Below are 21,901 nucleotides of genomic sequence, written 5' to 3' on the forward strand. Positions count from 1 at the left end.
TAGATAAGATGCGGACCGAAGGCTTGCATCGTCTGATGCGTGGGGACCAGCCCGTGGTTTACACCGAAGGATGCGAGCAAATACCCTGGGCTCATGATTACTGACGCGGCCGAGATCCTGGATGACTTCGACGACAGACTTCGCGCTGCCGCTTTTGCATGGCTTACGAGCAGGACGTTCAACGGCTCAGGAAACCTTACCTACTCTGAAATCCAGAGTTTTAGTTTTGAGGGACAGCGCATTCCGCTCAAAGACAGGGTGAAGGGAATTTGGAAACCTGCGAGTTTGAGATCGGCGCTTTCCATAACAACGACGTACCGTCCCCCTGGTGTTGTTCGGCCCTACGACGACTTAATTCACGAGAGTGACGGGCTACTGAGGTATAAGTGGAACGGGATCGAAAGGGATGAGGCGACAAATCGCGCGCTGAGATCGGCGATGCAGCTCGGCGTTCCGTTGATCTGGTTTTTCGGTGTCGGAAAAGGTGTCTTCAAGCCAGTCTTTCCGGTTTTCGTGGTGGGTGAAGAGGAAGCAAATAGGCAATTCATTCTGGACGCAGACCCGTCAGTTAACGCAGCGGTGGACGAAAGTGCCGCGGAACAATTCCTCCGCCGTTACCTCAAGGTGGAGACGAGGCACAGACTCTTTCAAGCAGTCTTTCGAGGAACAGTAATGCGCGCCTATGAGGGGCGATGCGCAGTGTGCAGCCTGCAGCATGGCCAGCTGCTGGACGCGGCTCATATCATTCCCGACAGCGACGAGGACGGTGTGGCGAGCGTCGTCAACGGGATGGCTCTTTGCAAGATTCATCATGCGGCGTTCGATTTCGGAATCCTGGGGATTCGGCCGGACCTCGTCGTTCAGATACAATCCGGACTCATGCATGAAATAGACGGTCCGATGCTTCGGCACGGACTCCAGGAGATGCACGGGAAACGAGTCTCAGTACCGAGTGCGAAAGCTGAGAGGCCAAGAGCGGATCTTCTCGAACGCGCGTTTGAGCGGTTCCGGCAGGCTGGCTGAGTCCAGGCCTCTTCTGGGTCCTTCCATGTAGACGCGGAGGCGGGCATAGACGGGAGGCTTCTCTCCTAAGTACACCGGAGCACGAGGAGTGCATCTTTTGCCAAAGGTTCCTTTATCGTCGTGATCGGGCGGACGGTGCAGTCTTAGATGGTTGGTGTCCGGTCTTCCATTGGGTTGATACCGGCTGCGGCGAAGGCATCTCGCATCTGACGCACCTGGGCTGCGAGTCCATCTGAAGCTTTGGCGGGCTGGGAAAAGTGTCAAAGCGCTGTCGTTCACAATGCTTCGTCCTCGAACGCGCGTGGCTTCAATTCTGCCACGACGTACGGTCGCGGAGCCTTAACCAGCTAGTGCCCGGGGCTCCGTCATGACGATGGGCCTAAGTCTAGGTCCAGAGGTTTTCCAAGAGTGCGGACTCAGTGATGGCGTCTTCTAGGCCTGCAAAGGCCTTCCCTGAGTACTCCATTGCTACGGTCACGTCGAAATTCTCTCCGTGAACAGCAACCGTGACCGTGGATTCCTGGGTTTCCCACTTTGCGAATTTTCTGAGGTGACCACAGGCGACAGCCATACCCCGTCCCGAGAAGTCGTTCTGGTACATGTCGTTCAGCCAGTAAGTCTTGTCGTCCACAGGGGAGTCGTACTTTTTGGTGACGGATTCTTTTAGTTCGTCGTATGAGGTCAAATAGTGATTTCGGTTCTGGTATTCGTCCCGGATTCGATATTTTCCTCGGACGAGTCGGTCCCCCACGAAGATGTAAACTGCGAGGCACGTGAACTGTCCGAGCTGTACACCGAATGCCAAATAATCGTCCGTCTCATGATTAGGTTCAATGCCCTCACAAGCCTTCACTTGGCTGAGGGAAGAACCCCATGCTGACTTCCTAAAGCCTTCCGCGGATGATCTATCCCCTGTTTCCAGCGGACTCTAGGTGCCATCCTTATTCAGAAAGACAGTGGCTCCCGACTCGGTAATCGCTCTCATTTTCTCCCCATAAATTATTGGCTGACGCGCACCATAGTGTTGCGTGTGCACGTCTTGCGCTGCGGCAGACGGCATCATCATTGCCTCCGTATAGCATCGCCTCACAGATGAGCAGCAGAGCTGGCCTCGCTTCGCGATGGAGAGCGCGTGGAAACGTGTCTTGGGGAGTTCCTGCGCAAGGCACTACTCTGAGCTGAGTCAACGGTCGGCCGAGTTGCCGAAGATTGGGGAACACAATGGGGCTTTCGAACCGCGAGTACGTCGGCCGTGCTCTGGACACTTTGGCGGCCGGACTTGGCTCCTACATCAGTGACCATCTGAATACCTTGGCACCAGGAATCTCGTGGACCAAACTTCTTGAGTACAAAGATGCCAGCGCCGGTAAAGCCCCGAAAACCTACGCCCCCACGGATCTGAGTGTTCAACTGCGCGTTATGACCGAGTCTCTCGGCTCGCTCGGTTACCCCTTCAACCTGGGGCACGACGCCCGCAGCTACACGTCCGAACTTCGGCAAACGCGTAACCTCTGGGCCCACAACGAGGCCTTCGGCAACGCAGACACTTACCGTGCCTTGGACACAGCGGGTCGGTTGGCTAAGTGCTTGAAACTCGACGATGCTGAGCAATCTGTCGCCACGCTACTTGAGGAATACAAGACCAGGGAAACGGGTGCCGTCGGAAACGGCTCCGAAGCCACCGCACTTGGAGGCGAGGCGGTCGAACTCCACGAATCACCGCCCAGTGAGCTTGCCGAAACACCTCTCAATCAGCACCAGATCCTTGTGGAAATAACTGCCGCTGACGCGCTGAGCTACGCAATGGCCCACAACGGTTTCAAGTTCGTCCGGCAGATCAAGATCACCAATCCAGGCGTCGAAGTCCGGGGCGCGGTGGTCCAGATCGAGGTGCTGTCCACTGCGGGGAGGATCTCTGAGGACTTCCAACAATACGTTGATCTTGCCGCTGGCCAGAGCGTCATCCTGGACGACGTGGACGTGCCGGTTTCGGCCAACACCATGTACGAGCTCTCAGACAAGCAATCCGGCAGAGTCATCGTGACCGTTAGATCCGGCGCGGGAGCCGACGCCCCAGAGATCGGCAAGGCGGAGGTCCGCATCGACCTCCTTCCGGCACAACTCTGGATCGCAGGCAACGGGCTGGTCTCATACGAATTCTTGGCGGCTTACGTTCAGCCGCACCACCCCGCAGTCGGCAAGCTTGTCTCCGAGGCAGCCGACCTCCTCTCCGCTGCCACTGGCAATAGCAGCCTTGGCGGCTATACGGAAGGCGCCGATCGCGTCGACGAAATCGTCTTCGCACTCTCCCAAGCTGCTAGCAACCGGAACATTCGATATAGCATGCCCCCGGCTAGCTGGGGCCTTCAAGGCCAGCAGGTTCGTACGCCCGCACAGGTACTCGAGGACCGGCTCGGTACCTGTCTTGATACTGCGATTGTCATGGCCGCCGCACTGGAATTCTGCAACATCAGACCACTGCTTTGGATTGTGGAAGGCCACGCGTTTTTGGGATATTGGCGGGAAGAAGGTGTGCTGCCCACAGCCGCTTCCGACGACGTTCCTCAACTCGTCAGCCTCGTCCAGCGTGGTTACATCGGCCTGATCGAGACCACACTGCTCACGGGCAGCCAGCCCATCACTCTTGCCGTGTTGCGGAACGCGCCCATAGCCAAATACATCGAATCGGGCAACGACGAGATTCATGCTGTAACGGACATCCGCCGCGCTCGGCTTGACGGTATCTATCCGCTGCCCGCCCGGACTATGTCTGAGACCGGGACTCCGGTAGTGACCACTTACGTTCCCGAAACGAAGGTGGCGCCAGCACTCCCCGAGAAGCATGGCAAGGTCGTCCGTACCGCCAGCCATGGAACCGAAATCCCGCCTCGTGTTACTCAGTGGAAAAATGCGCTGCTCGACCTAAGCCTGCGGAACCGTCTGATCAACTTCACCGACACCGCACGCTTCCCACTTGCCGTACCGAGCTCGTGGATCGGCTCGTTTGAGGACCTTATCAACAACGGCACGCCGATCAGCCTGCTCCCTTCCACTCAGATCAGCGCGGTCCACCAAGAGCGCGGTATCCGCTTTGGCCGTGATCTGCCCCACGATGAGCTCATCGCATTGCTCAGTTCCAAGAAGGCAGTGTTCGCAGAGGTCAGCGAAGATGCTTACAGCACCAAGATGCGCGGTCTGGCCTACAAAGCTAAGACGCAGCTCGAAGAAACCGGCGCCAACAACCTTTACCTGGCTCTCGGGAGCCTTATGTGGGAACTCGACGGCCGTACCCTCCGTTCGCCGTTGGTCCTTGTACCGGTCAATCTGACTTCTGCAGGGAAGCAGGGGCTCTACCGCGTGACCTTGGACGAAGCTGGCCAGTCCACTCCAAACTACTGCCTGCTTGAGAAGCTTGCTTTGACGCACGGGCTGCGGATTCCTGGGTTGTCCGAGCCGGTTGAGGATGGCTCAGGAATGGATCTCGACGCAGCTTTCAATGCGGTCCGCGAGGCAGTCTCGGCCAAGGGGCTCGCCTTCCGGGTGGAGAATACCGTGGACCTGTCCATGCTCCAGTTCGCCAAGTTCCGGCTCTGGAAGGATCTTGACGAAAACTGGGAACAGTTCGCCAAGAACCAGCTGGTGCACCACCTCATCAGCACCCCCACGGAACTGTTCCAGGACGCAGTGACCGTGAGTGACGACGTCGATCTCGACGCACTTGCTGCGCAATGCCCGATTCCGGCTGACTCATCACAGCTTCAAGCAGTCGCGTCGGCGGTGTCCGGGCAGACCTTCGTCCTGGAAGGACCTCCAGGGACGGGGAAATCCCAGACCATCACGAACCTGCTCACGCGCGCGATCGTCGAAGGAAAGCGAGTGTTGTTCGTTGCCGAAAAAAGAGCCGCACTCGAGGTCGTGCAGAAGCGCCTTGACGAGGTAGGAATGGGGCCGTTCTCTCTGGACCTCCACGACAAAGGCAGCAAGCCTGCCGTGGTCCGTGCTCAGATAAAAAAGGCCCTGGAACTTCGACTGGATTCGGACGCCCAACAACTCGAAACCGCCTCAACGGACCTGACCGCCGCCCGCCGGGGCCTCATTCGTTATGCCAGCAACCTGCATGAGGAAAACGGCGCGCATCTCTCCCTTTACAGCGCCCGCACCAAGGCGCTCACTTACCAGCCCGACGATCCAGCGATTGCGCTTGGTACAGACTTCACTTCCTCAGCGAACGATTCCACTCTGGAGCCGGTCCGGAGTGTTCTGCGTGAGCTGCCTGAGTACACCGACCGAGCCCGCCCGGGTAAGGACCATCCGTGGCGGTTTGTCGCGGCTGTTGCCGGACCGGAGCAGACGGACCAGCTGCTGACCATCGGGAGGCGTCTCGACGCGGCGCTCGACGCCGTCCGCTCCGTTGAGGGATTGCCGCTAGTTGTCTTCTCCGCTGGGCAGCCGTCCGACGTCTCGACCATCGCCGCGCTTTTGAAAGACAGGAGCGTTCCGCTGGAAACGCTCGACGTCGTTCGGTCCGGGAACTGGTCTAGCGGTGCCGGCCATCTGGAACAGCTGGTGGCCGCGTTCGCCGCAGTCAATCACCCGGGTCTCGAGCAGGTAGCGCCGGAGGCTATGAACCTCCCACTGCAGGACATCCTGGCACGCGCGGTGCAGGCCGCTGCGACCGGCTTCTTCGGACGGAAAAAGCGACTACTGGCGGTCGCGGCTGAACTGGACAGCGTTGTGCACCCAGGCGCAGGGATTCGTCACAAGGAGCTGGTCCCGCTGCTGGAGAACCTGGTTCGTGCGCAGCAGCAAATCCGGGGACTCCAAAACGAAGCGCAGACCGTGCCTGGCGTCTCCGTGCCCCACTCGTGGAACCCGCTAACAGAAGCCGGGCAGGCAGCGTTGAACCACCGATTGGGTTGGCTGCGCTGGGCGGCGGAGGCAGTAGTCCCGAACAACGGGAAGGGCGATCTCCTGTTCAAGAGGGCACTGCGCACGTTCCTCAACGACGGACCGCCCGTGCACGAAAACATTGTCGGCTGGCTGTATGAGCTAGGGCAGGCGTGGGAGGCCTTCACGAAGATCCCCGCCGTCGCGGAGTCGGAGCTCAAGAGCTGGGTGGGAGACGTCGGCTTTCTGCAAGTCTGGACGGACACTCGCGCGACCCGGCGCTTGGATGCCGACGGTTCGGCCCCGCTGCAGCGCTGGGTTGAGCTCTTAGAGCACATTGAACCGCTCCGGTCCGTCGGACTGCACGGGGCACGCACTATGATTCTCGACGGTCTTCTGGACGCAGACGACGCAGCAGCTGCCTTTGAACGCGGGCTCGCCGAGAGCTCCCTCGAAGAACGCAGTCTCGCCACCGGCCTGCAGGACTTTGATTCCCACGCCCACGAACGCAACATCGAGCGGTTCACCTCGCGAGCGGCAGCCGTTCGCGAGCTACTGAAACGTAACCTTGCTGCCATGGTCGTTACCGGAAGGCGGGTGTCGTCGTCGTCGAACTCTGGCCGGATGGGGGAGTTGCAACGTCAGCTGACGCGGCAGCGCGGCGGGATGACCGTCCGCAAGCTCATGGAAAACTACGCCGATCTCGTCACACAAATCATGCCGTGTACCCTGGTCAGCCCCGACTCCGTGGCACGGTTCTTTCCCGCAAAGGCAGATCTGTTCGACATTGTGGTGTTCGACGAAGCCTCGCAAATACGTGTGGCGGACGCTGTTGGTGCCATGGGCCGGGGTGCCTCCGTGGTGGTCGTGGGGGACAGCAAGCAGATGCCCCCGACCTCCTTTGCCGAATCCTCTAGCGATTCCGTGGATGAGGTCGAGAACGACATCACGGCCGTGGAGGATATGGAATCCATCCTTTCCGAGTGCGTGGAGGCACGGGTACCCCGACAGTGGCTGTCCTGGCATTACAGGAGCCAGGACGAGTCCCTCATCGCGTTCAGCAACCAGCAGTACTACGACAGCAAGCTCTCGTCCTTTCCTGGGCCATCGCACGGGGCGCCGGATCCGGGGCTACGCGGCCACGGCGTCAACTTCGTCCGGGTGGACGGACAGTTCCACAGGTCTGGGCCGTCCAAGGTGCTTCGCACCAACCCCATCGAGGCCAGGGCCGTAGTGGCGGAGGTTCGGCGGCGCTTCGACGTGGATTCCGTCGGCGCACCATCGGTCGGTGTGGTGACGTTTAACTTGCAGCAGCGGGCGCTTATAGAAGGCTTGCTTCGCGACACAGACGATCCCCGGATCATGAAGGCGTTGGACGAGGACGCTGAAGGTTTGTTCGTGAAGAACCTTGAAAACGTTCAGGGCGACGAGCGGGATGTCATCCTCTTCTCCACAGGCTTCAGCAAGAACGATAAAGGGTACTTGCCTCTGAACTTTGGCCCTCTGAACCGAGCTGGTGGTGAGCGGCGCCTCAACGTGGCCGTGACCCGTGCTCGACAGCAGGTGATCGTGTTCTCGAGTTTCAGCCCTTCAGAGCTGCGGGCCGAAGAGACGAGCTCTGTCGGGATCAAGCATTTGCGTTCATACCTGGACCTTGCCGAACAAGGCACCGGTGCACTCCCATATGATGGTCGCCGCGCCATTGGGGTGGATTTACATCGCGAGGAAGTTGCCGACGCGCTGCGGGAGCGCGGGTTTGTTGTCGCTACGGACATTGGATTGTCCGACTTCAAAGTCGACATCAGCGTCGCGCCCCAGGAGTCCCCGGACCGCCCGGCAATGGCCATCCTTCTTGACAGCCCCGCTTGGGCGGCCCGCCGCACAGCGGGGGACAGAGACGGCCTACCGGGGGACGTCCTCACCCGCATGATGCGCTGGCCGTCAGTCCAGAGGGTCTGGCTGCCGGCGTGGATCAAGGACCGGAACGACGTGCTGGACAAGCTTGAGCAGGCTTTCAAGCAGGCGGACTCTGATTCCGCTACGTCCCAATCCGAGTCTCTCGCTGCTCCCGAGCGCGAGACTCCCGAGCAGGCGCGCCCTGGGCGCCGGGCTGCCGAGCCTTCCGGTCCTGCACAGGACTACATCCTGGTTGCCGGCAAGGGCAATTCCGAGAAAGACCACGGAGCCCTGCTGGAAGCCGTTCGAGCAGATTCTCGCCCGGCCAACGTCGTGGCAGTGTCCTCCCCTCCCAGCTATGAGCCTTGGGCCGTCCGGCGATTGGGAGGTGTGGAAGTGTTGGACACACTGCACTCCCGCCGTTCGATCGCTGCCGTGCGTGACGCCATCCGTACCGTGGTCGAGGCAGAAGGGCCGATCCATCACGAGCGGCTCGCAAAACTGGTCTGCGCGGCATTCGAGCTTAATAAAGTGAGCGGGCCGCGGGCGAATTCCGTGCTGGATGTCTTGGACGTATCGCAACACTCCCGCGATTCGGACGGTTTCATATGGGACGCATCAATCGACCGGGACACGTGGGACTACTTCAGGCCGAACGGTTCTGCCGTAGCTAGGAAGCCCGAGCATGTCAGCGTGGTGGAGATCCGGAACGCGATGGTCGAGATTGTGCGGGTTTCCGGCGGCATTGCAGTGGATGAGCTGCATCGGGAAACCATTAGGACCTTCGGAGGCAAGCGTCTGACCGCCGGTGTCACCGCGCGGTTGAATGAGGGGCTCCAGTACGGCGTCAATACTGAGCGACTTGAGCTGCGCGCGGAGCTGGTGCTCTTGGCCACGGCCCGCAAATGAGTGGGTCCCGCACGTGCAAGCGTGCGGGTCCCACTCATTCAATGGACTTATTCATTTAGCGATCCAATCTTGCGCGGAGACGCTTGAAAAATGACTCCTTGCGCGTTGGGGGCTGGAAGGAGACTTCGACCCGGACGACGTCGACCGTTTGAGGATCCAGGTACGACAAATAGCCACCGTCTACGAAGACGAGCTGGCCAACCTCTAGCGAAATTCCCTTAGGCGTTATCCACGCCTCCGCCGTTGCTTTCCGGTAAACCCGCTGAAGATGCAGCAGCGTGCCACGTTCATTTAGCCAGGAACCCTCCACCGTGAATGCTCTGCTCGCGGTGCCCGAAGGCGAGTCCGCTAGCTTGCGCCGACCCACGTCGTCCGGGTAGAGGACCGGAGCCTTAGATGTGTTTCTTCGTGTTCCGTTTGCACTCAGGGGTTGACCACTATCCGTGCATGGATGTTTGGGCCAAGGCGGACCCATTTCGTCGAAATAGACGCGACTGCCAAATTCGTTCGCATAAAAATAGACGTGGGCCCCGCAAACCGCGCACACCGCATTTGGCCTTACCAAGCCGATGGATCGGGGCAGGCGAGTAGTCGGGATAAAGCCTGCCGGATAAATGGTCCTTTGAGCGGGAGGTGAGATGGAGCTGGTGATTCCGAGCGAATACCCCTGTCCACTCGACCGTGAGACGGTATGGCTGGATACCCAAACTCGCTGCCCGTTGGGACCGCGGCGGTAATGGCCGCGCCGGTTATAAGACGTCATTTTGCAATCCTGACATGACGGCGGGAAGGCACCAACTCCGCCACATCCTTCTGTTCACTGCGAGAGCAGGCATCAGGTCGTGGCCATCAATTCTTCGGCAAATGAATCTGCTGAAACGGAGGCGAGTAGGAAAGATTCCTTGACGAGCAGGCAACTGGTTCCGTAAGCCAGATCGCGTGCGAATGTAATGGCATCCGACTGATCAAAAAACGCGCCTAAGAAGGGTGAAGGACCTGATGGCATTGGCATTCACCTACGTGAAGTATTTCTCCCGGCAAATGTCTTGACGAGGTTCTGCAGCCCCTATCTTTTGGTGATGGCACTCCACGACGAGGACTGGGGAACCCGAAGAACGGACCCGCACTCCACTGCCGTTCTATCCGATCTTTGTCCAAGCGGTGCAACTCGTCGATTCGAATACCTCGCCATTCGCGAGGGTTACCGTGGCCGTACCCTTGACGATGTTGTTGTCTTTAATGCTGGCGTCGCTGCCGGTGCCTGTTTTCCAGGCGTAGTAGCAGCCGACCGAGTTGGTTCCGTCAGGACCCGATGTTATGTAGGTGCCGGGCTGCACGTCCCCACCAACAACCTGAAGGCCGCTCTTGATCTGGCTTGCCGCAACCTGCTTCGTCGCATCGCTGAGTTTCTGTTCACGGGAGGCCAGGTCCGCTTCTTTGCCAGCTAAGGTCTTCTCCTCGTCAGGCAACTGTTGCTGCAGGCTCCTCACACCGGCGGCTGCTGATTGCAACGTGCTGATCTGGGCGTCCTTGTCCGACGCCGCGGCGCGGTCCTTCGGGTTAAGCGATTCGGAGACAATGCAGGGCCGCGAGTGCGAAAGCATTGAAATTACCCCTGCTCTTACTCTCGGCAGCCTGCTGTGCTCACGTTAGGATCGGGGTCGGACATTTTAGGCGAGATCCTCGAGAACGCCAGTCAACTCCTTGTTTGCCCACCGAGACGAGCTTTCTCGAACGGAAATACTCAAGCCGTCATTGGCAAATCTCGAGAGTCTATGGGGCGGCCAGCATTTCGATGAGAGCCAGATCCCAGCGATCAGTGGGGGGAGGTGCCGTTGATGGTCACTACGGTGCCGCTGGTGGTTGTTGGGCCGGTTTGGCGCTGCAGCCAATAGGTTTCGCTGGCCGGGGGGAAAGTATTGGTCAACCAGGGTCTGGGCCGCCTCGACGGTTCGGGCCAGCGGAGCGTTCCAGTCAGTTCCAACTCGCAAACCCATGAGCCAGCGCGGGTGGTGGTGAGGCTGGCGCTCGGCGCTCCCGTGGCGGCGCTGGCTCCAGTTGTGGCGCCTTGGGCTGTGTCGGTATTTTTGAACGCCACCAGGGTCATGGCTGATGGCCACGAGCCCGAGTTTTGAGTTGCCGTAATGGTGGCGTTGGTGAGCGGGCCAGGTGCGCCTGCCTGCCATATTTTGTCTGTGCCGGCCTGGGCATTGGTGCGCTGGCGGAGCGTCCAGGACGGGCCGGCGCAGCTGACTGATCGTATGGATGCGATCCCTCCGCTGCTGGGACCGTCGGAGCAGCTGATGAAGGCAAGTATCAGCTGGTTGCTTCCGGTGGTCGTGAGACCGGAAATGCTGACTGTGGCGTACCTTCTGGGTGCGGGCGGAGCTTTCGACCGGCAGCGATAGAAACGCGCCATTCGAGCGGTGACGATGCTAGCTGCATTCGTTGTCTCACCACTTAGATGGCGAATCCGGCCATAGCCTTTTTACGGCGAACTGGGTGGCCCTTGTGCCACCCAATTGCTGGAATGAAGTGATTGCTACAGCAAGCTAATACTTGGGATCTGGAGGGTTGGCGCCGAGTTGTGACCAACCCGGTCGACTTCATCAGGTACCGATGCAATTGGTAGTACGGAAGTAAGGACGAAATGAGTAACCGAACAGCCCCCATCATCATTGGTGCGCTTGGTCTTGTAGTCTTTTCCGTCGTATCCGTGATGTGGACAGTGCGGACATTTGAGATTGACGCTGCCAATCTGACAGAGGCCACCCCACCACTGCAGGACGCCCTCTGGCTGGGGAGCATCCTGGTGGTTGCCGGATCCATTACTTGGCTCATTGTGCTCCGAAGACGGGCGCCTTAGGAGTAGCAGCTACTCGATCATTTCATCGACGAGCGCGGGCTCGCGGCTTTCGATCGCGGCGGCGGCAATGCAGGCGTCGAGCTCGCGCCTCATGCCCTGGCCGAACCCGGGCTCGACTGTTGCCAGGCGTTCGGGGAGGTCGTAGGTGAAGGTGAGCTCTCCGTCGTCGGCCTCTTCCAATGCCCGTGAAGCCGGATGCCTGGCGGCCGAGCATAGGGAGGTGGATGTCGCGGTCACCGTCGTCCGCCACAACCCGTGTCGGTTCGTCGAGCGCCTGAGGTCCCCGTGCAGGACTTACTGACCCGCCCGACGAACCTGCTCGCTTCTTGCGGGGAACGAGAGGTTCCTGTGTCCCCGTCTGGGTTCCTTCCAGGGGGAGTCCCCATCCGTCATCTAGCGGAATTCATTGGCATGACGCATCTCACTTTCTATATGCTGGATTTAGTCAAGCAGCTGGCTTCCCCGACGTCGTCCGAGGAGTCAGCCATGGTACCGATCCGACCCACACATACCCACCTTCATGGCCCGGGTGGTTCCCTCTCCAGGCAAAGTGCGGTCCAACAACTGTTTCGGAGATGGCCGCTTGTGCCCTCGCGCGAATTGGAACGCATCCGCCGAGTGCTTCTGCACTGCGATGAACTAGGCAATCCCGCCGCAACCCACCACCTGTCCGAACCTGCCCAGGCGCTGCTGGCTCTCGTGACGGCCGAACTGGAGCGGCGCAACGAACCGGGAAAACATCCAGTACTCAGCCACAGCCCCGGTTCCGGAATTCGCGGACTGGCCCAGCGTCTTCCCGCACACCATCGGGGAGGATTGTTCTGATGGCCGGACACTTTGAAGTGTTCACTGACAACGGAGGCAGCTGCAGGGTCAGGCTGGTTGACGAGTTCGGCACGGAGCTCGCGGTGTCTGGCACCTTCCACGACAAGGACGGCGTAGTCCGTGGGATCTACAAACTCCGGGAAATTGCAGCGAGCGGCCTCATTGAGGTCCACACGTCCACCTTCTGAACGGTTCCAGGTTTACAGCGACGAGCCAACGCACTCGCGGGTTTCCTCGGTCGGCTCCTCGCCAGGGTTCCCGGTCGACCGCGATGCTCGGCGCTGGCTGGCCGCCAGCACCCCGAGCGAAACGATGGTCAATGACGCGATCGCCGCTCCGACTGCCGGTGGCCCGGTTTCGCCTGCCACGGAGCTGAGGGCGAGGCCTGCCGCCCATGAGCCGGCCGCAATCCCGAAGTTGAACGAGGCTGTGGTCAGCGCGGACGCAAGCGTCGGGGCCTTCCCGGCGAACCTGACCGCAAGCGCGAACGCCACGGGATTCACCACGAACCCCGCAAAGCCTGCCAGGGTGATCAGTATGACGACTGGCAGGGCCTGCTCTGAAAACACGCACAACGCGAGCAGGAAGAGCGTGGCCGCGACGGCAGCCGTGATGGTGGTGGCGTACGGCCGGTGGTCGCCGAGCCTGCCTCCCGTGTAGTTGCCGAGGAGCGCACCTACGCCGAAGCAGCACAGCACCCACGGTAGCATCGCAGCCGGGACGCCGGCACGGTCCGTCAGCAGGGGCGCGATATAGCTGTAGGTCGCCAGGACGCCTCCCATGATCAAGGCACAGGAGGCCAGGGCCAGCCACAAACGTCCGGACCGGAGCGCCGCGAACTCCGAACGCAGGGACGGAGTCGCCCCGGCGGGCTCTTCGTGCGGGACGAAGCGGACGATAAATACCGCGGCAGCCGCCGCGAGGATGGCCAAGGCCCAGAACGGAGCCCGCCAGCCGGCGGTCTGCCCAGCGAACGCCCCGAGCGGGACGCCAACCACCGTCGCCAGGCTTCCTCCACCCATGACGACGCCGAGCGCGCGCGATCCGGCCGCCGGTCCTGCCGCTCGGGTCGCCACCACGACGGCGACGGACCAGAACGCGCCCGTGGCACAGGCTGTGACAAATCGGGCCGCGAAGATGACTTCGAAGCTCGGGCTGACGGCGACCAGGACATGGCCGGCCGCGAACAGCAGGAGCGAGAGCATCAGGGTGAGCCGGCGCTGGAGGCGCAGGGTCAGGATGATCATCGCCGGCGATCCGATGATCATCCCGACGGCGAAGATGGTGATGAGGAGGCCCGCGTGGGGAACACTGACCCGGAGGTCGCTGGCGAGTTCGGGCAGCAGGCCGGCGATGAAGAACTCGGTTGTCTGCATCAGGAATGTTCCGGCGGTGAGCACGAACACCACCGGAGGCAGCCCGCCGCGTGAAGGCACGGCGCTTTTCAACCCGGCCGCTTTGAGATCCGTTGATGACATGCTTTGAGGCACCACTTTCTAGGGGAACACAGAAGGCAACGCCCGAGGCGTGCCGGGGATGGGGGAGGGGCGAATTCACGGTATCGGAGTCGAAGCGCACACTGAGAGGCCCCCTTGGTACCCCTCACCCAGGCTCAAAAGGGGCCCTGGCAGGGCCTCCCACTGTCGCCGGTCCAAGCCCTACCGTGGAAGGTATGAGTTCGAAAGATGAAGTGCGGGCGTTTCTGATGTCCCGCCGTGCCAACATCACGCCGGCCCAGACCGATCTGCAGGACTTCGGCGGGCAGCGCCGCGTACCCGGCCTCCGACGCTCAGAGGTGGCCATGCTTGCAGGGGTTAGCCTCGATTACTACACCCGCCTGGAGCGGGGGAACCTCCGCGGGGTGTCAGAGCATGTACTGAATGCCCTCGCCAATGCCTTGCAGCTCAACGAGCTCGAACGGGAATATCTTTTTGGACTCGCACGCACCGCCACGGCGCCCACCGCCGCCAGGACCGCGCAGAAGAAGCCGGTAGTGCGCGAATCGGTGCAGCGGATTTTGGACAGCATGAGTGTTCCGGCCGTGGTGTGGAACCGCCAACATGACCTCGTCGCCTCGAACCTCATGGGGCGGGCGCTGTACTCGCCGCAGTTCGAATCCGACAGTCCCAACCTCGCGAGGTTTATCTTCCTGGACCCCCGGGCGAAGGACTATTACGTGGACTGGCCGCTGGCCAGGCAGATGACAGCAGCAATGCTCCGCATGGAAGCAGGACGCGATCCGCTGAACGCCGAGCTGACCGCCCTGATCGGGGAGCTCTCCACCCGCAGCCCGGAGTTCCGTTCGAACTGGGCTGAGCGGGACGTGCACGAGCACCGCACCGGCCGGAAGCTGTTCAGGCACCCCGTGGTGGGGGTCGTTGACGTTACCTACGACGTGTTTGAGATGCCGGGGGAGAAGGGGTTGTGGATCGGGATCTATAGCGTCGAGGAGGGTAGCGAATCTGCGGAGAAGTTCGCACTCCTCGCCAGCTGGGCCGCCACCAACGACCAGGTCGCCGCCCAACGGCTAGCGCCGCCGTCGTCCGGTCACCCCAACCGGAACCAAACACCCGCCCAGAACCAAACACTCACAGCTAAATCATCACGAAGCACTGGAGAGCAATGAAGATTATCGTCATCGGCGGCAGCGGTCACATCGGATCCTTCCTCGTGCCCCGGCTGGTGCGCGCCGGCCATGAAGTCATCAACATCAGCCGTGGCACCCACAAAAGCTATGGCGACGCGCCGGAGTGGGAGCAGGTGCGCCAGGTCGTCGCCGACCGGCAGCAAGAGGACCGGGACGGCACATTCGGTGACAGGGTCGCGGCACTGCAGGCCGACGTCGTCGTCGATCTGGTCTGTTTCACGTTCGAATCGGCGAGCTTGCTCGTCAACCGGCTCCGCGGGGAGGCCGGGCACCTGCTGCACTGCGGCTCGGTGTGGCGGTATGGCCAGAGCCTCAAGCTGCCGATCGCCGAGGGTTCCGGATCGGCGGCCGCCCCGTTCGGGGAGTACGGAATCCAGAAGGACCGGATCGCGCGGATGCTGAAAGAGGAGACCGACGACGGCGGCCTGGTCACCACGTCCGTGCACCCTGGCCATATCGTCGGGCCCGGTTGGCAGCCGATCGGCCCGCTCGGAAACCTCGACCCCGCCGTCTGGTACACCCTCTCTGCCGGACAGCCGCTGCAAGTCCCCGGAAGCGGCGCCGAATTGATGCACCACGTCCACGCGGACGACGTCGCGCAGGCGTTCGAGAAAGCGATCCAGAACCGCGACGCGGCTGCCGGCGAGGACTTCAACATCGTCGCCCCCACTGCGCTCACCGTCCGCGGATACGCCGACATCGCTGCCGCTTGGTTCGGCCAGTCCGCGACGTTGGAGACGGTCACGTGGGAGCACTTCCGCGAATCGACCACACCGGAGTACGCAGAGTCGAGCTGGGGCCACCTCTACCGCAGCCACTGCTTCACGATCGAGAAGGCCACGTCCCTCCTGGGCTACGCTCCCCGCTACGAGCCCGAACAAGCTGTGCTGGAATCCATCACTTGGCTGATCGAACGCGGGCAGCTCCGCGTTGCCAATACGCTAAGCGTCCCGGCGAGCTGACCGTTCAGTTGGACAGCGCCGGATGTGTCTGGCGGTCGCGGGACGCCGCCGTCCTCCCCGACGACGTCCGACTCCTAAGTACCAAAAGCGTCCTGACGGTGCCGCCCTGGCCGGCCGAAGGGAAGCGTTGGGATCGGACCGGCGGTTCGCCGACCCGTCTTAATGCTCACCATCACGATCGGCTTTCCCTATTCCTGGACGATGCCACGAATTCGACCGAGATCGGCGCGATCCTCCTGGCCAGCATGGGGTTGGGAATAGCCAGCCAATGACTCTGGCTCTGCGCTACCGATAGCCCTAGAGAGATCGGCCTTCACCGGCTTTTCTTAACCGGTAACGGTGAATCGCCGGGACACCAAGGAAGATGTACCCAAACGCTATCGCCGGGTATCCGGTCCACAGCGGTCCAAGCAACTCGCGAAGGGGGCTAATGAAAATCATGGCCACGCCCAGGATTATTGCGAGCGTCAGCAAGCCGCTCCAACCGTGGAGCATCACGCGACGGGCTTGTTCTGCAGTGATCATTTCACGGCTCCTCGTGCGCGAAATCACTTCGGTTGCTTTCCTGGGGGCAACCCAAGTTGCGGGTGCTGCCCCCACCCCGCCAGCGATAGAACCCAGCTGGCCTGGAGCGGTGAATCCCTCTCGTTATTCCACCCAGCGGAGTCGACCAAAAAGCGTATGACAACCTTGAACGCTATGAACGCCCCGCTTGAAGATTGAGGAAAAACGAGCGGCAGGTCCAAGGTCTTACTTGCACTTACCGCTCAAACAAGGCATCTACGATCCTTTGTACGTCCTTCCGAGCCCTCTGTGCCGCACTTGTGAGTAGATAATCCAGGCAACTGAGCCTACAAACGGCAATACGAAGATCGCGACGCCAACGGCCACTTTGACTGGAGCGGGAATCCCCTTTGAGGCGATAAGCGCTGCAAGCGCGACGACAACCAACACCACATAGACGATGCCAAAAACAGGGGTAGCCCACGAGTTGACCTCTGGGTTAACCGGGTCAGTTGAGTTCAGCACCATGGATAGGGCCATGACTATGATTGTGACACTGTTGCTGTGTATGGGCGCACCTGAAGCTGTACCCATACTTCCCATGATCCCCATGCTGCCTGGACCCTGGATTGCGCTTGGGCCCATGCCGGTGTGGTTCCGATGGAAGTTCCTCGGCCAATCCACACTGTTGGGGACGAGCAACTCACGCCCGCGCAATTCTGAGTGGAGTTTCCGACGGAGAGGATGCTGCTGGGCCCGCCGTTGACATGTTGATACGTGGCAACAAACGCAACGTTGATTATTCCGCTCCAGTTAGCCGCAATGCTGCACCCGCTGTAAACGGCATGGCCGCTACCGCCCGCGTAGTTGCAGTTCGTAATTACGGCGCTAAGCGTGACAGATGCGGAGGCCGCTTCCACGGGCCTTTCCACGCTCTGTGCCTTGAACGAACCATCAGCAAACCGCTCGATAATCATCGCTTTGGTGCGAGTTGACCGATCCTCGATAAGGACAGGTGCGACACCTGTAAACGCGTCGAGAGGCTGCCCGGCCCGTAACTTCTTGATCAACTTTTCCTGCTGAGCTGAGCTTACGTCGAATTCATTGAAAGATGCCCGGATTCTGGCTTCGTCCGTGGAAGTGAGATTGTTCGAGCTACCTGACCCTTCCACTGTATCGCCCAGTGGACCCGCGACGGCCATCGGAGTGATTCCGATAAGCAGAAGTCCCATAGCCAAAGCAACAAAAGTAATCCTTCGCCGACTCGTGCTGCTCTGGTTTCTTCGAATGATAGAACAATTTACTTCTTTCACGTTCACTGTCTTTCTTTAGAAGCTACAGTAATTGGTCGTACTGGAAATTGATGTCGAGCCTTGGCATCACCTCTTCCGACGAGGACTGGGGATAATCATCGGTGATAAGTGATGACGCATTCGAGGTTGTCACGTGGGCCGGAGCGAGCGACAAATGTGTCGTTGCCGAACCATGGGCTTCGCAATGGATCACACTCTCGTTCTCGGCGGTCACTTTGCTTGCTTCCTGTAGTCGAACCGCGTCGCAGGACTCGCCCCCGCCGCCGCCAGAGATAGCACCCAAGCGGCCTGATTGTTGATGAATGAAATGATGGCAACGATCAGGAGCATTGTGGCCGCGGAGAGAGTTAGAGATTTCATCAACAGCAAAATAAGCCCGCGCGAGGGCCTCTCCGTGTGCGATGTGCTGAATCTCAGTGTCATTTGGCCAAAAATCAGTGTGAAAAGGGCCAATCTCAGTGTTCGAAGGCGGCCATCTCCGTGTTCATCGGTGCAGGCCTCACCGTGTGGCGGAGCACGCCGTCGTCCCTTTCAACTTCCCAATGAAGCCTCCGTGTAGCTGCCGGTCACCGGGGCCGCGTGCTTCAGTGTGACTGGGCTCCCGAACAGCTGGTCTCCAACGCCAGAGTGCGCGCTTCGCCACCGAATTCCGCGCCGTACGAGGGCGGGAAAAGCCACTCAACCATCTCTAATTACGAGAAAGCAGCTAATGATTCAGGAGTTGCGCTAACGGCAGCCCCAAAGGTAGCGGCTTTGACTGGCTTTTCCCGACCGGTGACGGTGAATTGTCGAGGCGCCAAGATAGCTAAATGCAAATACTATTGCCGGGTATCCGATCCACAGTGAGCCAAGCAACTCGCGAACATGGCTGATGGAAATGATGGCCATACCCAAAAGTACTATTGCAAGCGTCAGCGAGAGCTCCGACCATGAAGCATACCTAACGGTATTGCACTCGAATCCTTGCGCTCCCCGGGCGTCGTGCTCCGCGACTGAACCACGCATGACCGGAACGTCACCGCACAGGTGCCTGCCGCCGTCGTGCACCTCAACCAGCGACGCAAGCCGCGCCTAGTCCTCAGACTCCGGCCGCTGCTGCGATCCGGATCCGGGTTCCTTCCTGGGGGACTCGCCATCCGGGCTACCGAGCTCGTCGGAGTAGGGCGCGTGGCCTTGGGGGAATTTGTCGATGAGTTCGTTGGCGGCCATGGCCAGGAGGTCGCGCTGGAGGACGGGCAGGGAAAGGAGGCCTTGGAGGTAGGCTTCCACCTCGTATTCGCCAACTTCGCCGCCCAGGCTGAAGTACTTGAGCCAGAGTTCGCCGACGTTGACGCGGGCTGACTTCAGGGCAGCGGCCAACATGCGCTGCTGTTGTGGTTCGTGCGGATCGAAGCCCATGGGGCCGGCCTTATTCCAGGGCTGCCGGAATCCCGGCGACGATATCGGCACTGATCTGGCCCAGCGTGCTGTTCTGCCGCCGGGCCCGGCGCATCAGTTCCGCAAGGGCCATGTCAACGGTCAAAGAGTGGCGCTGCATCAAGATGCCGCAGGCCCGGTTGACGAGGTCGCGGCTATGGAGGGACTCTGCCAAGGCTTCACTGATGCGGTGTGGTGCTTCGCTGGCCTGGATATTCGCGAGGAGCGTGGCAGCCGGCGCGGCGAATAGTTCCAGCACCCGGGCGGCTTCGTCGCCGAAAGCGTCGGCGCGGTCCGAGTAGATCTTCAATGCGCCAATGCATTCTTGCTCGGCGATCAAAGGAGTGCTGACCACGGAACGGATGGGCATGTCCCTCACGACGTCAGTCCAGTCCGGCCAGCGCGGGTCCGTTACGACGTCCCGGACAATCACCGTTTCCTCCATGGCCCAGGCTGTCAGGCACGGACCCTGGCCCAAGTCATATTGGAGGGCATCCGCACGGGTGACAACTTCGTCCGTGGACGCGCTGCTGGTCCGCCTGCCCCTCGAATCCAGAATGGAAACTCCTGCACCAGTTGCCCCGGACACGGAGTCCTTGATGGCACGGGCAAGCAACCGCACGGCGCGGTCCACCTTCTCTTCCGTCAGCAGCAGGCCCTGGATTCGCGCGATAACGGTTGACAGTTCATCCAGCGGTAGTTTCCGCGCCATAGTCCTCATTCATCTAGGTCGAGTGCATCGAGCCGCAAGCGCTCCTGTGAAAGAGAATCCATAACGGCAGTTAGTGCGCTGTTCCTAGCTTAGTCCGCACCATTCCCCACCCTTTGGCTATTCGTCGAAGTAGGGTGCCGGATCCGCCTCACCCGAAACGGAGGCAATGACGTTCGCGGCTATTTCACGGAGTTTAACGTTTCGACTGTTCGACGCCCGGGTCAGGACCTTGAAGGCCGCGTCGCGACCGCATCGGTTCTGCGCCATGACAATTCCGACGGCGGTGTCGATCGTCGAGCGGGACTGTATCGCCGCCGTCAGGTCGTCCCGGGTGCTACGCAACTGCGAGATCCTCAAAGCCAGGCGCACGGACTTTGCTGCCCTCCTGCCGAATTCATCTGCCGCCGTGATGTCCGGTCCGGAAAACCCGTGCGGAGTGGTCGAGTAGAGGTTCACGACGGCGTCTGCCTCACCGGCCAGGTCAAGGGGGACTGCCAAGATGGATCCAATACCGTTCCGCCAAACAGCCTCCATGTAGTCGCTCCAACGGCTTTCGTGGCGGCTATCGACTACCAGAACTACTGAATTGTGCCGAAGGGCCGTGAGGCAAGGCCCGTCACCGAAATCAATCTGCAGTTCATCGAGGGCGCCCACTCTTTCATCGCTGCTGGCGCTGGTGATGCCCTTTTTCCTGGTGATGACGGTGACACCGCATGAAACGGCGTTCGAGGAAGAAGAGAGGGTAATCGCTGCCAAGGTTGCCAAGTTTTCAAGAAAATCGTCAAGGTCGACGCTTTCCAAGACAAGTTCCTGGAGGGTAATGCCAAGGTCCTGGTTCGGGTGAGCGGCCAGTCCATCCAAGGCATTGCGGGTTGGCCGCGGCTCTGAGTTGGTCATGAGTCTGCCATCTTGTTGGTGTCCAATTCCTGCATTGCCAACGCCTTCGAGATACCACTTGGCGGCGATTCTCCGTTGCGCAGACGCCCACTCGGGAAGTCCCCTGCCCGGCCCTCACGATGATTCACGGGGTACACCGGGGGAAGTCCAGTCCCGCCGGACTGATGCGTTGAGGATGTCGGTGGCGATGTCATGAAGACGCCGACTGCTGTTCCGCGCAGCGAGCTGAAGCAGCTCCATGGCGCGGTCCCGTCCACAACGGTTCTGGAGCATGATCAAGGACAGCGCCGCGTCCACCACTGATCGCGATTGCAGTGCAGATCGCAGGTGCTCCGGGTAAGGCTCGGGGACATGGAGCCTCAGGGCCAGCCTTAGCGTCTTCGAAATATTGTCGGCATGCTCCTGCACGCGGGAGACTATGGCCTGGGTAAAAGTACCTGGCGCATAGGCGTAGCAATTCAAAGCCGCGCGGGACGAAGAGTCCGCCTGGATCGGTACCGCCAGGACCGACCGAATACCTTCGCCCGCCACTTGGAGGGCGTAATGCCCCCAGCGGTCGTCGGCCTGCAGATCGTCGATCAGCACGCGCTGTTGGTGACGCAAGGCAGTGAGGCAAGGGCCGTCGTCGAACGCGTATTGCTTCTCGTCCAAGCGCTGCGCCGCAGCGGTGCTGCTGGCCACCGTTGAGGGGCCGGCGTCCCGCTCGACGGTGATGGCGCACAAGAGAGATTCCCGGCCATCCAACAAGGACGCTGAGATGGTGGCCAAGCCCAGGAGAAATTCGGTGAAGCCCGGACTTTCAAGCAGGAGGTCCTGCAATTGTTCCGTAGTGGGTACTGCGTCGTTGCTGGCCATGCGGCCTCGATTCCAAGGGTGCCCGGAGAACCCCAACCCGGACCTGTAGCCGTACCCGCCCTCGCGCTGCACAGCCCTGATATTCAATCCCCGGACCCGAACGACCCATCCCGAAATCTCCTAATTCGACACTACGCCCTCGTGCGACCTTTGGACACGAAGCCCCAGGTGCCCTCGTTCGCCAGGCCT

General features: G+C 60.6%; 17 protein-coding genes. 7 read left to right on the forward strand and 10 right to left on the reverse strand.

All coding sequences use genetic code 11. The features are described 5' to 3' along the window. Window positions 1-93: 93 nt before the first annotated feature. Window positions 94-1,023 carry an HNH endonuclease gene (locus KNN17_RS16600; protein WP_241710063.1) on the forward strand — a complete coding sequence of 310 codons (930 nt, stop codon included), beginning with the start codon at window positions 94-96 and terminating at the stop codon, window positions 1,021-1,023. Between the two features lie 385 nt (window positions 1,024-1,408). On the opposite strand, the gene KNN17_RS16605 is transcribed toward KNN17_RS16600, so the two are convergent. Continuing rightward, window positions 1,409-1,828: a hypothetical protein gene (locus KNN17_RS16605; RefSeq protein ID WP_241710064.1), complete on the reverse strand. Its 420-nt coding sequence runs from the start codon at window positions 1,826-1,828 to the stop codon at window positions 1,409-1,411. Between the two features lie 416 nt (window positions 1,829-2,244). Between KNN17_RS16605 and KNN17_RS16610 the strand changes: the two genes are divergently transcribed. Then, window positions 2,245-8,715, forward strand: a complete 6,471-nt coding sequence (locus tag KNN17_RS16610; protein WP_241710065.1) for a DUF3320 domain-containing protein — start codon at window positions 2,245-2,247, stop codon at window positions 8,713-8,715. 1,139 nt (window positions 8,716-9,854) lie between these two features. Here KNN17_RS16610 and KNN17_RS16615 read toward each other — a convergent pair. Further along, window positions 9,855-10,319 (reverse strand): hypothetical protein, encoded by a 465-nt coding sequence (locus KNN17_RS16615; RefSeq protein ID WP_241710066.1) that lies wholly within the window; start codon window positions 10,317-10,319, stop codon window positions 9,855-9,857. Window positions 10,320-11,365: 1,046 nt separating this feature from the next. Here KNN17_RS16615 and KNN17_RS16620 point away from each other — a divergent pair. After that, the gene (locus KNN17_RS16620; RefSeq protein WP_241710067.1) at window positions 11,366-11,581 is read left to right on the forward strand and encodes a hypothetical protein; all 216 of its coding nucleotides are present in this window, start codon (window positions 11,366-11,368) and stop codon (window positions 11,579-11,581) included. A 9-nt stretch (window positions 11,582-11,590) separates the two neighbouring features. On the opposite strand, the gene KNN17_RS16625 is transcribed toward KNN17_RS16620, so the two are convergent. Further along, window positions 11,591-11,818 (reverse strand): hypothetical protein, encoded by a 228-nt coding sequence (locus KNN17_RS16625; RefSeq protein WP_241710068.1) that lies wholly within the window; start codon window positions 11,816-11,818, stop codon window positions 11,591-11,593. Between the two features lie 348 nt (window positions 11,819-12,166). Between KNN17_RS16625 and KNN17_RS16630 the strand changes: the two genes are divergently transcribed. Then, complete coding sequence (locus tag KNN17_RS16630; protein WP_241710069.1) at window positions 12,167-12,406, forward strand: hypothetical protein; 240 nt, start codon at window positions 12,167-12,169, stop codon at window positions 12,404-12,406. Next, window positions 12,406-12,594 (forward strand): YegP family protein, encoded by a 189-nt coding sequence (locus tag KNN17_RS16635; protein WP_241710070.1) that lies wholly within the window; start codon window positions 12,406-12,408, stop codon window positions 12,592-12,594. Before KNN17_RS16630 ends, KNN17_RS16635 begins: the two co-directional genes overlap by 1 nt. Window positions 12,595-12,606: 12 nt before the next feature. On the opposite strand, the gene KNN17_RS16640 is transcribed toward KNN17_RS16635, so the two are convergent. Continuing rightward, window positions 12,607-13,884, reverse strand: coding sequence for an MFS transporter (locus KNN17_RS16640; RefSeq protein ID WP_241710071.1), 1,278 nt, complete (start codon window positions 13,882-13,884; stop codon window positions 12,607-12,609). A gap of 194 nt (window positions 13,885-14,078) precedes the next feature. On the opposite strand from KNN17_RS16640, the gene KNN17_RS16645 reads away from it, so the two are divergent. After that, window positions 14,079-15,032, forward strand: coding sequence for a helix-turn-helix transcriptional regulator (locus tag KNN17_RS16645; protein WP_241710072.1), 954 nt, complete (start codon window positions 14,079-14,081; stop codon window positions 15,030-15,032). Further along, window positions 15,029-16,015: an NAD-dependent epimerase/dehydratase family protein gene (locus KNN17_RS16650; protein WP_241710073.1), complete on the forward strand. Its 987-nt coding sequence runs from the start codon at window positions 15,029-15,031 to the stop codon at window positions 16,013-16,015. Before KNN17_RS16645 ends, KNN17_RS16650 begins: the two co-directional genes overlap by 4 nt. A 297-nt stretch (window positions 16,016-16,312) precedes the next feature. On the opposite strand, the gene KNN17_RS16655 is transcribed toward KNN17_RS16650, so the two are convergent. From KNN17_RS16655 to KNN17_RS16680, 6 genes are all read right to left on the reverse strand, one after another. After that, on the reverse strand, window positions 16,313-16,540 hold the full coding sequence (locus tag KNN17_RS16655) for a hypothetical protein (RefSeq protein WP_241710074.1): 228 nt from the start codon (window positions 16,538-16,540) through the stop codon (window positions 16,313-16,315). A 1,314-nt stretch (window positions 16,541-17,854) separates the two neighbouring features. Next, on the reverse strand, window positions 17,855-18,046 hold the full coding sequence (locus KNN17_RS16660) for a hypothetical protein (protein WP_241710075.1): 192 nt from the start codon (window positions 18,044-18,046) through the stop codon (window positions 17,855-17,857). 857 nt (window positions 18,047-18,903) lie between these two features. Further along, complete coding sequence (locus KNN17_RS16665; protein ID WP_241710076.1) at window positions 18,904-19,230, reverse strand: hypothetical protein; 327 nt, start codon at window positions 19,228-19,230, stop codon at window positions 18,904-18,906. Window positions 19,231-19,240: 10 nt separating this feature from the next. Beyond that, window positions 19,241-19,960 (reverse strand): GAF and ANTAR domain-containing protein, encoded by a 720-nt coding sequence (locus KNN17_RS16670; protein ID WP_241710077.1) that lies wholly within the window; start codon window positions 19,958-19,960, stop codon window positions 19,241-19,243. Between the two features lie 117 nt (window positions 19,961-20,077). After that, window positions 20,078-20,857: a GAF and ANTAR domain-containing protein gene (locus KNN17_RS16675; RefSeq protein ID WP_241710078.1), complete on the reverse strand. Its 780-nt coding sequence runs from the start codon at window positions 20,855-20,857 to the stop codon at window positions 20,078-20,080. 114 nt (window positions 20,858-20,971) lie between these two features. Next, a complete protein-coding gene (locus KNN17_RS16680) occupies window positions 20,972-21,712 on the reverse strand; it encodes a GAF and ANTAR domain-containing protein (protein WP_241710079.1) in 741 nt (246 codons plus the stop codon). Window positions 21,713-21,901: the final 189 nt, after the last annotated feature.

The sequence above is a fragment of the Arthrobacter bambusae genome (assembly GCF_022606295.1).
GTDB lineage: Bacteria > Actinomycetota > Actinomycetes > Actinomycetales > Micrococcaceae > Arthrobacter > Arthrobacter bambusae_A.

Coding starts and splice junctions, on each gene's coding strand:
- KNN17_RS16675 (WP_241710078.1), bottom strand. CDS start 20,857: ATGACCAACTCAGAGCCGCGGCCAACCCGCAATGCCTTGGATGGACTG.
- KNN17_RS16650 (WP_241710073.1), top strand. CDS start 15,029: ATGAAGATTATCGTCATCGGCGGCAGCGGTCACATCGGATCCTTCCTC.
- KNN17_RS16615 (WP_241710066.1), bottom strand. CDS start 10,319: ATGCTTTCGCACTCGCGGCCCTGCATTGTCTCCGAATCGCTTAACCCG.
- KNN17_RS16640 (WP_241710071.1), bottom strand. CDS start 13,884: ATGTCATCAACGGATCTCAAAGCGGCCGGGTTGAAAAGCGCCGTGCCT.
- KNN17_RS16635 (WP_241710070.1), top strand. CDS start 12,406: ATGGCCGGACACTTTGAAGTGTTCACTGACAACGGAGGCAGCTGCAGG.
- KNN17_RS16610 (WP_241710065.1), top strand. CDS start 2,245: ATGGGGCTTTCGAACCGCGAGTACGTCGGCCGTGCTCTGGACACTTTG.
- KNN17_RS16655 (WP_241710074.1), bottom strand. CDS start 16,540: ATGATCACTGCAGAACAAGCCCGTCGCGTGATGCTCCACGGTTGGAGC.
- KNN17_RS16600 (WP_241710063.1), top strand. CDS start 94: ATGATTACTGACGCGGCCGAGATCCTGGATGACTTCGACGACAGACTT.
- KNN17_RS16665 (WP_241710076.1), bottom strand. CDS start 19,230: ATGGGCTTCGATCCGCACGAACCACAACAGCAGCGCATGTTGGCCGCT.
- KNN17_RS16680 (WP_241710079.1), bottom strand. CDS start 21,712: ATGGCCAGCAACGACGCAGTACCCACTACGGAACAATTGCAGGACCTC.
- KNN17_RS16620 (WP_241710067.1), top strand. CDS start 11,366: ATGAGTAACCGAACAGCCCCCATCATCATTGGTGCGCTTGGTCTTGTA.
- KNN17_RS16645 (WP_241710072.1), top strand. CDS start 14,079: ATGAGTTCGAAAGATGAAGTGCGGGCGTTTCTGATGTCCCGCCGTGCC.
- KNN17_RS16670 (WP_241710077.1), bottom strand. CDS start 19,960: ATGGCGCGGAAACTACCGCTGGATGAACTGTCAACCGTTATCGCGCGA.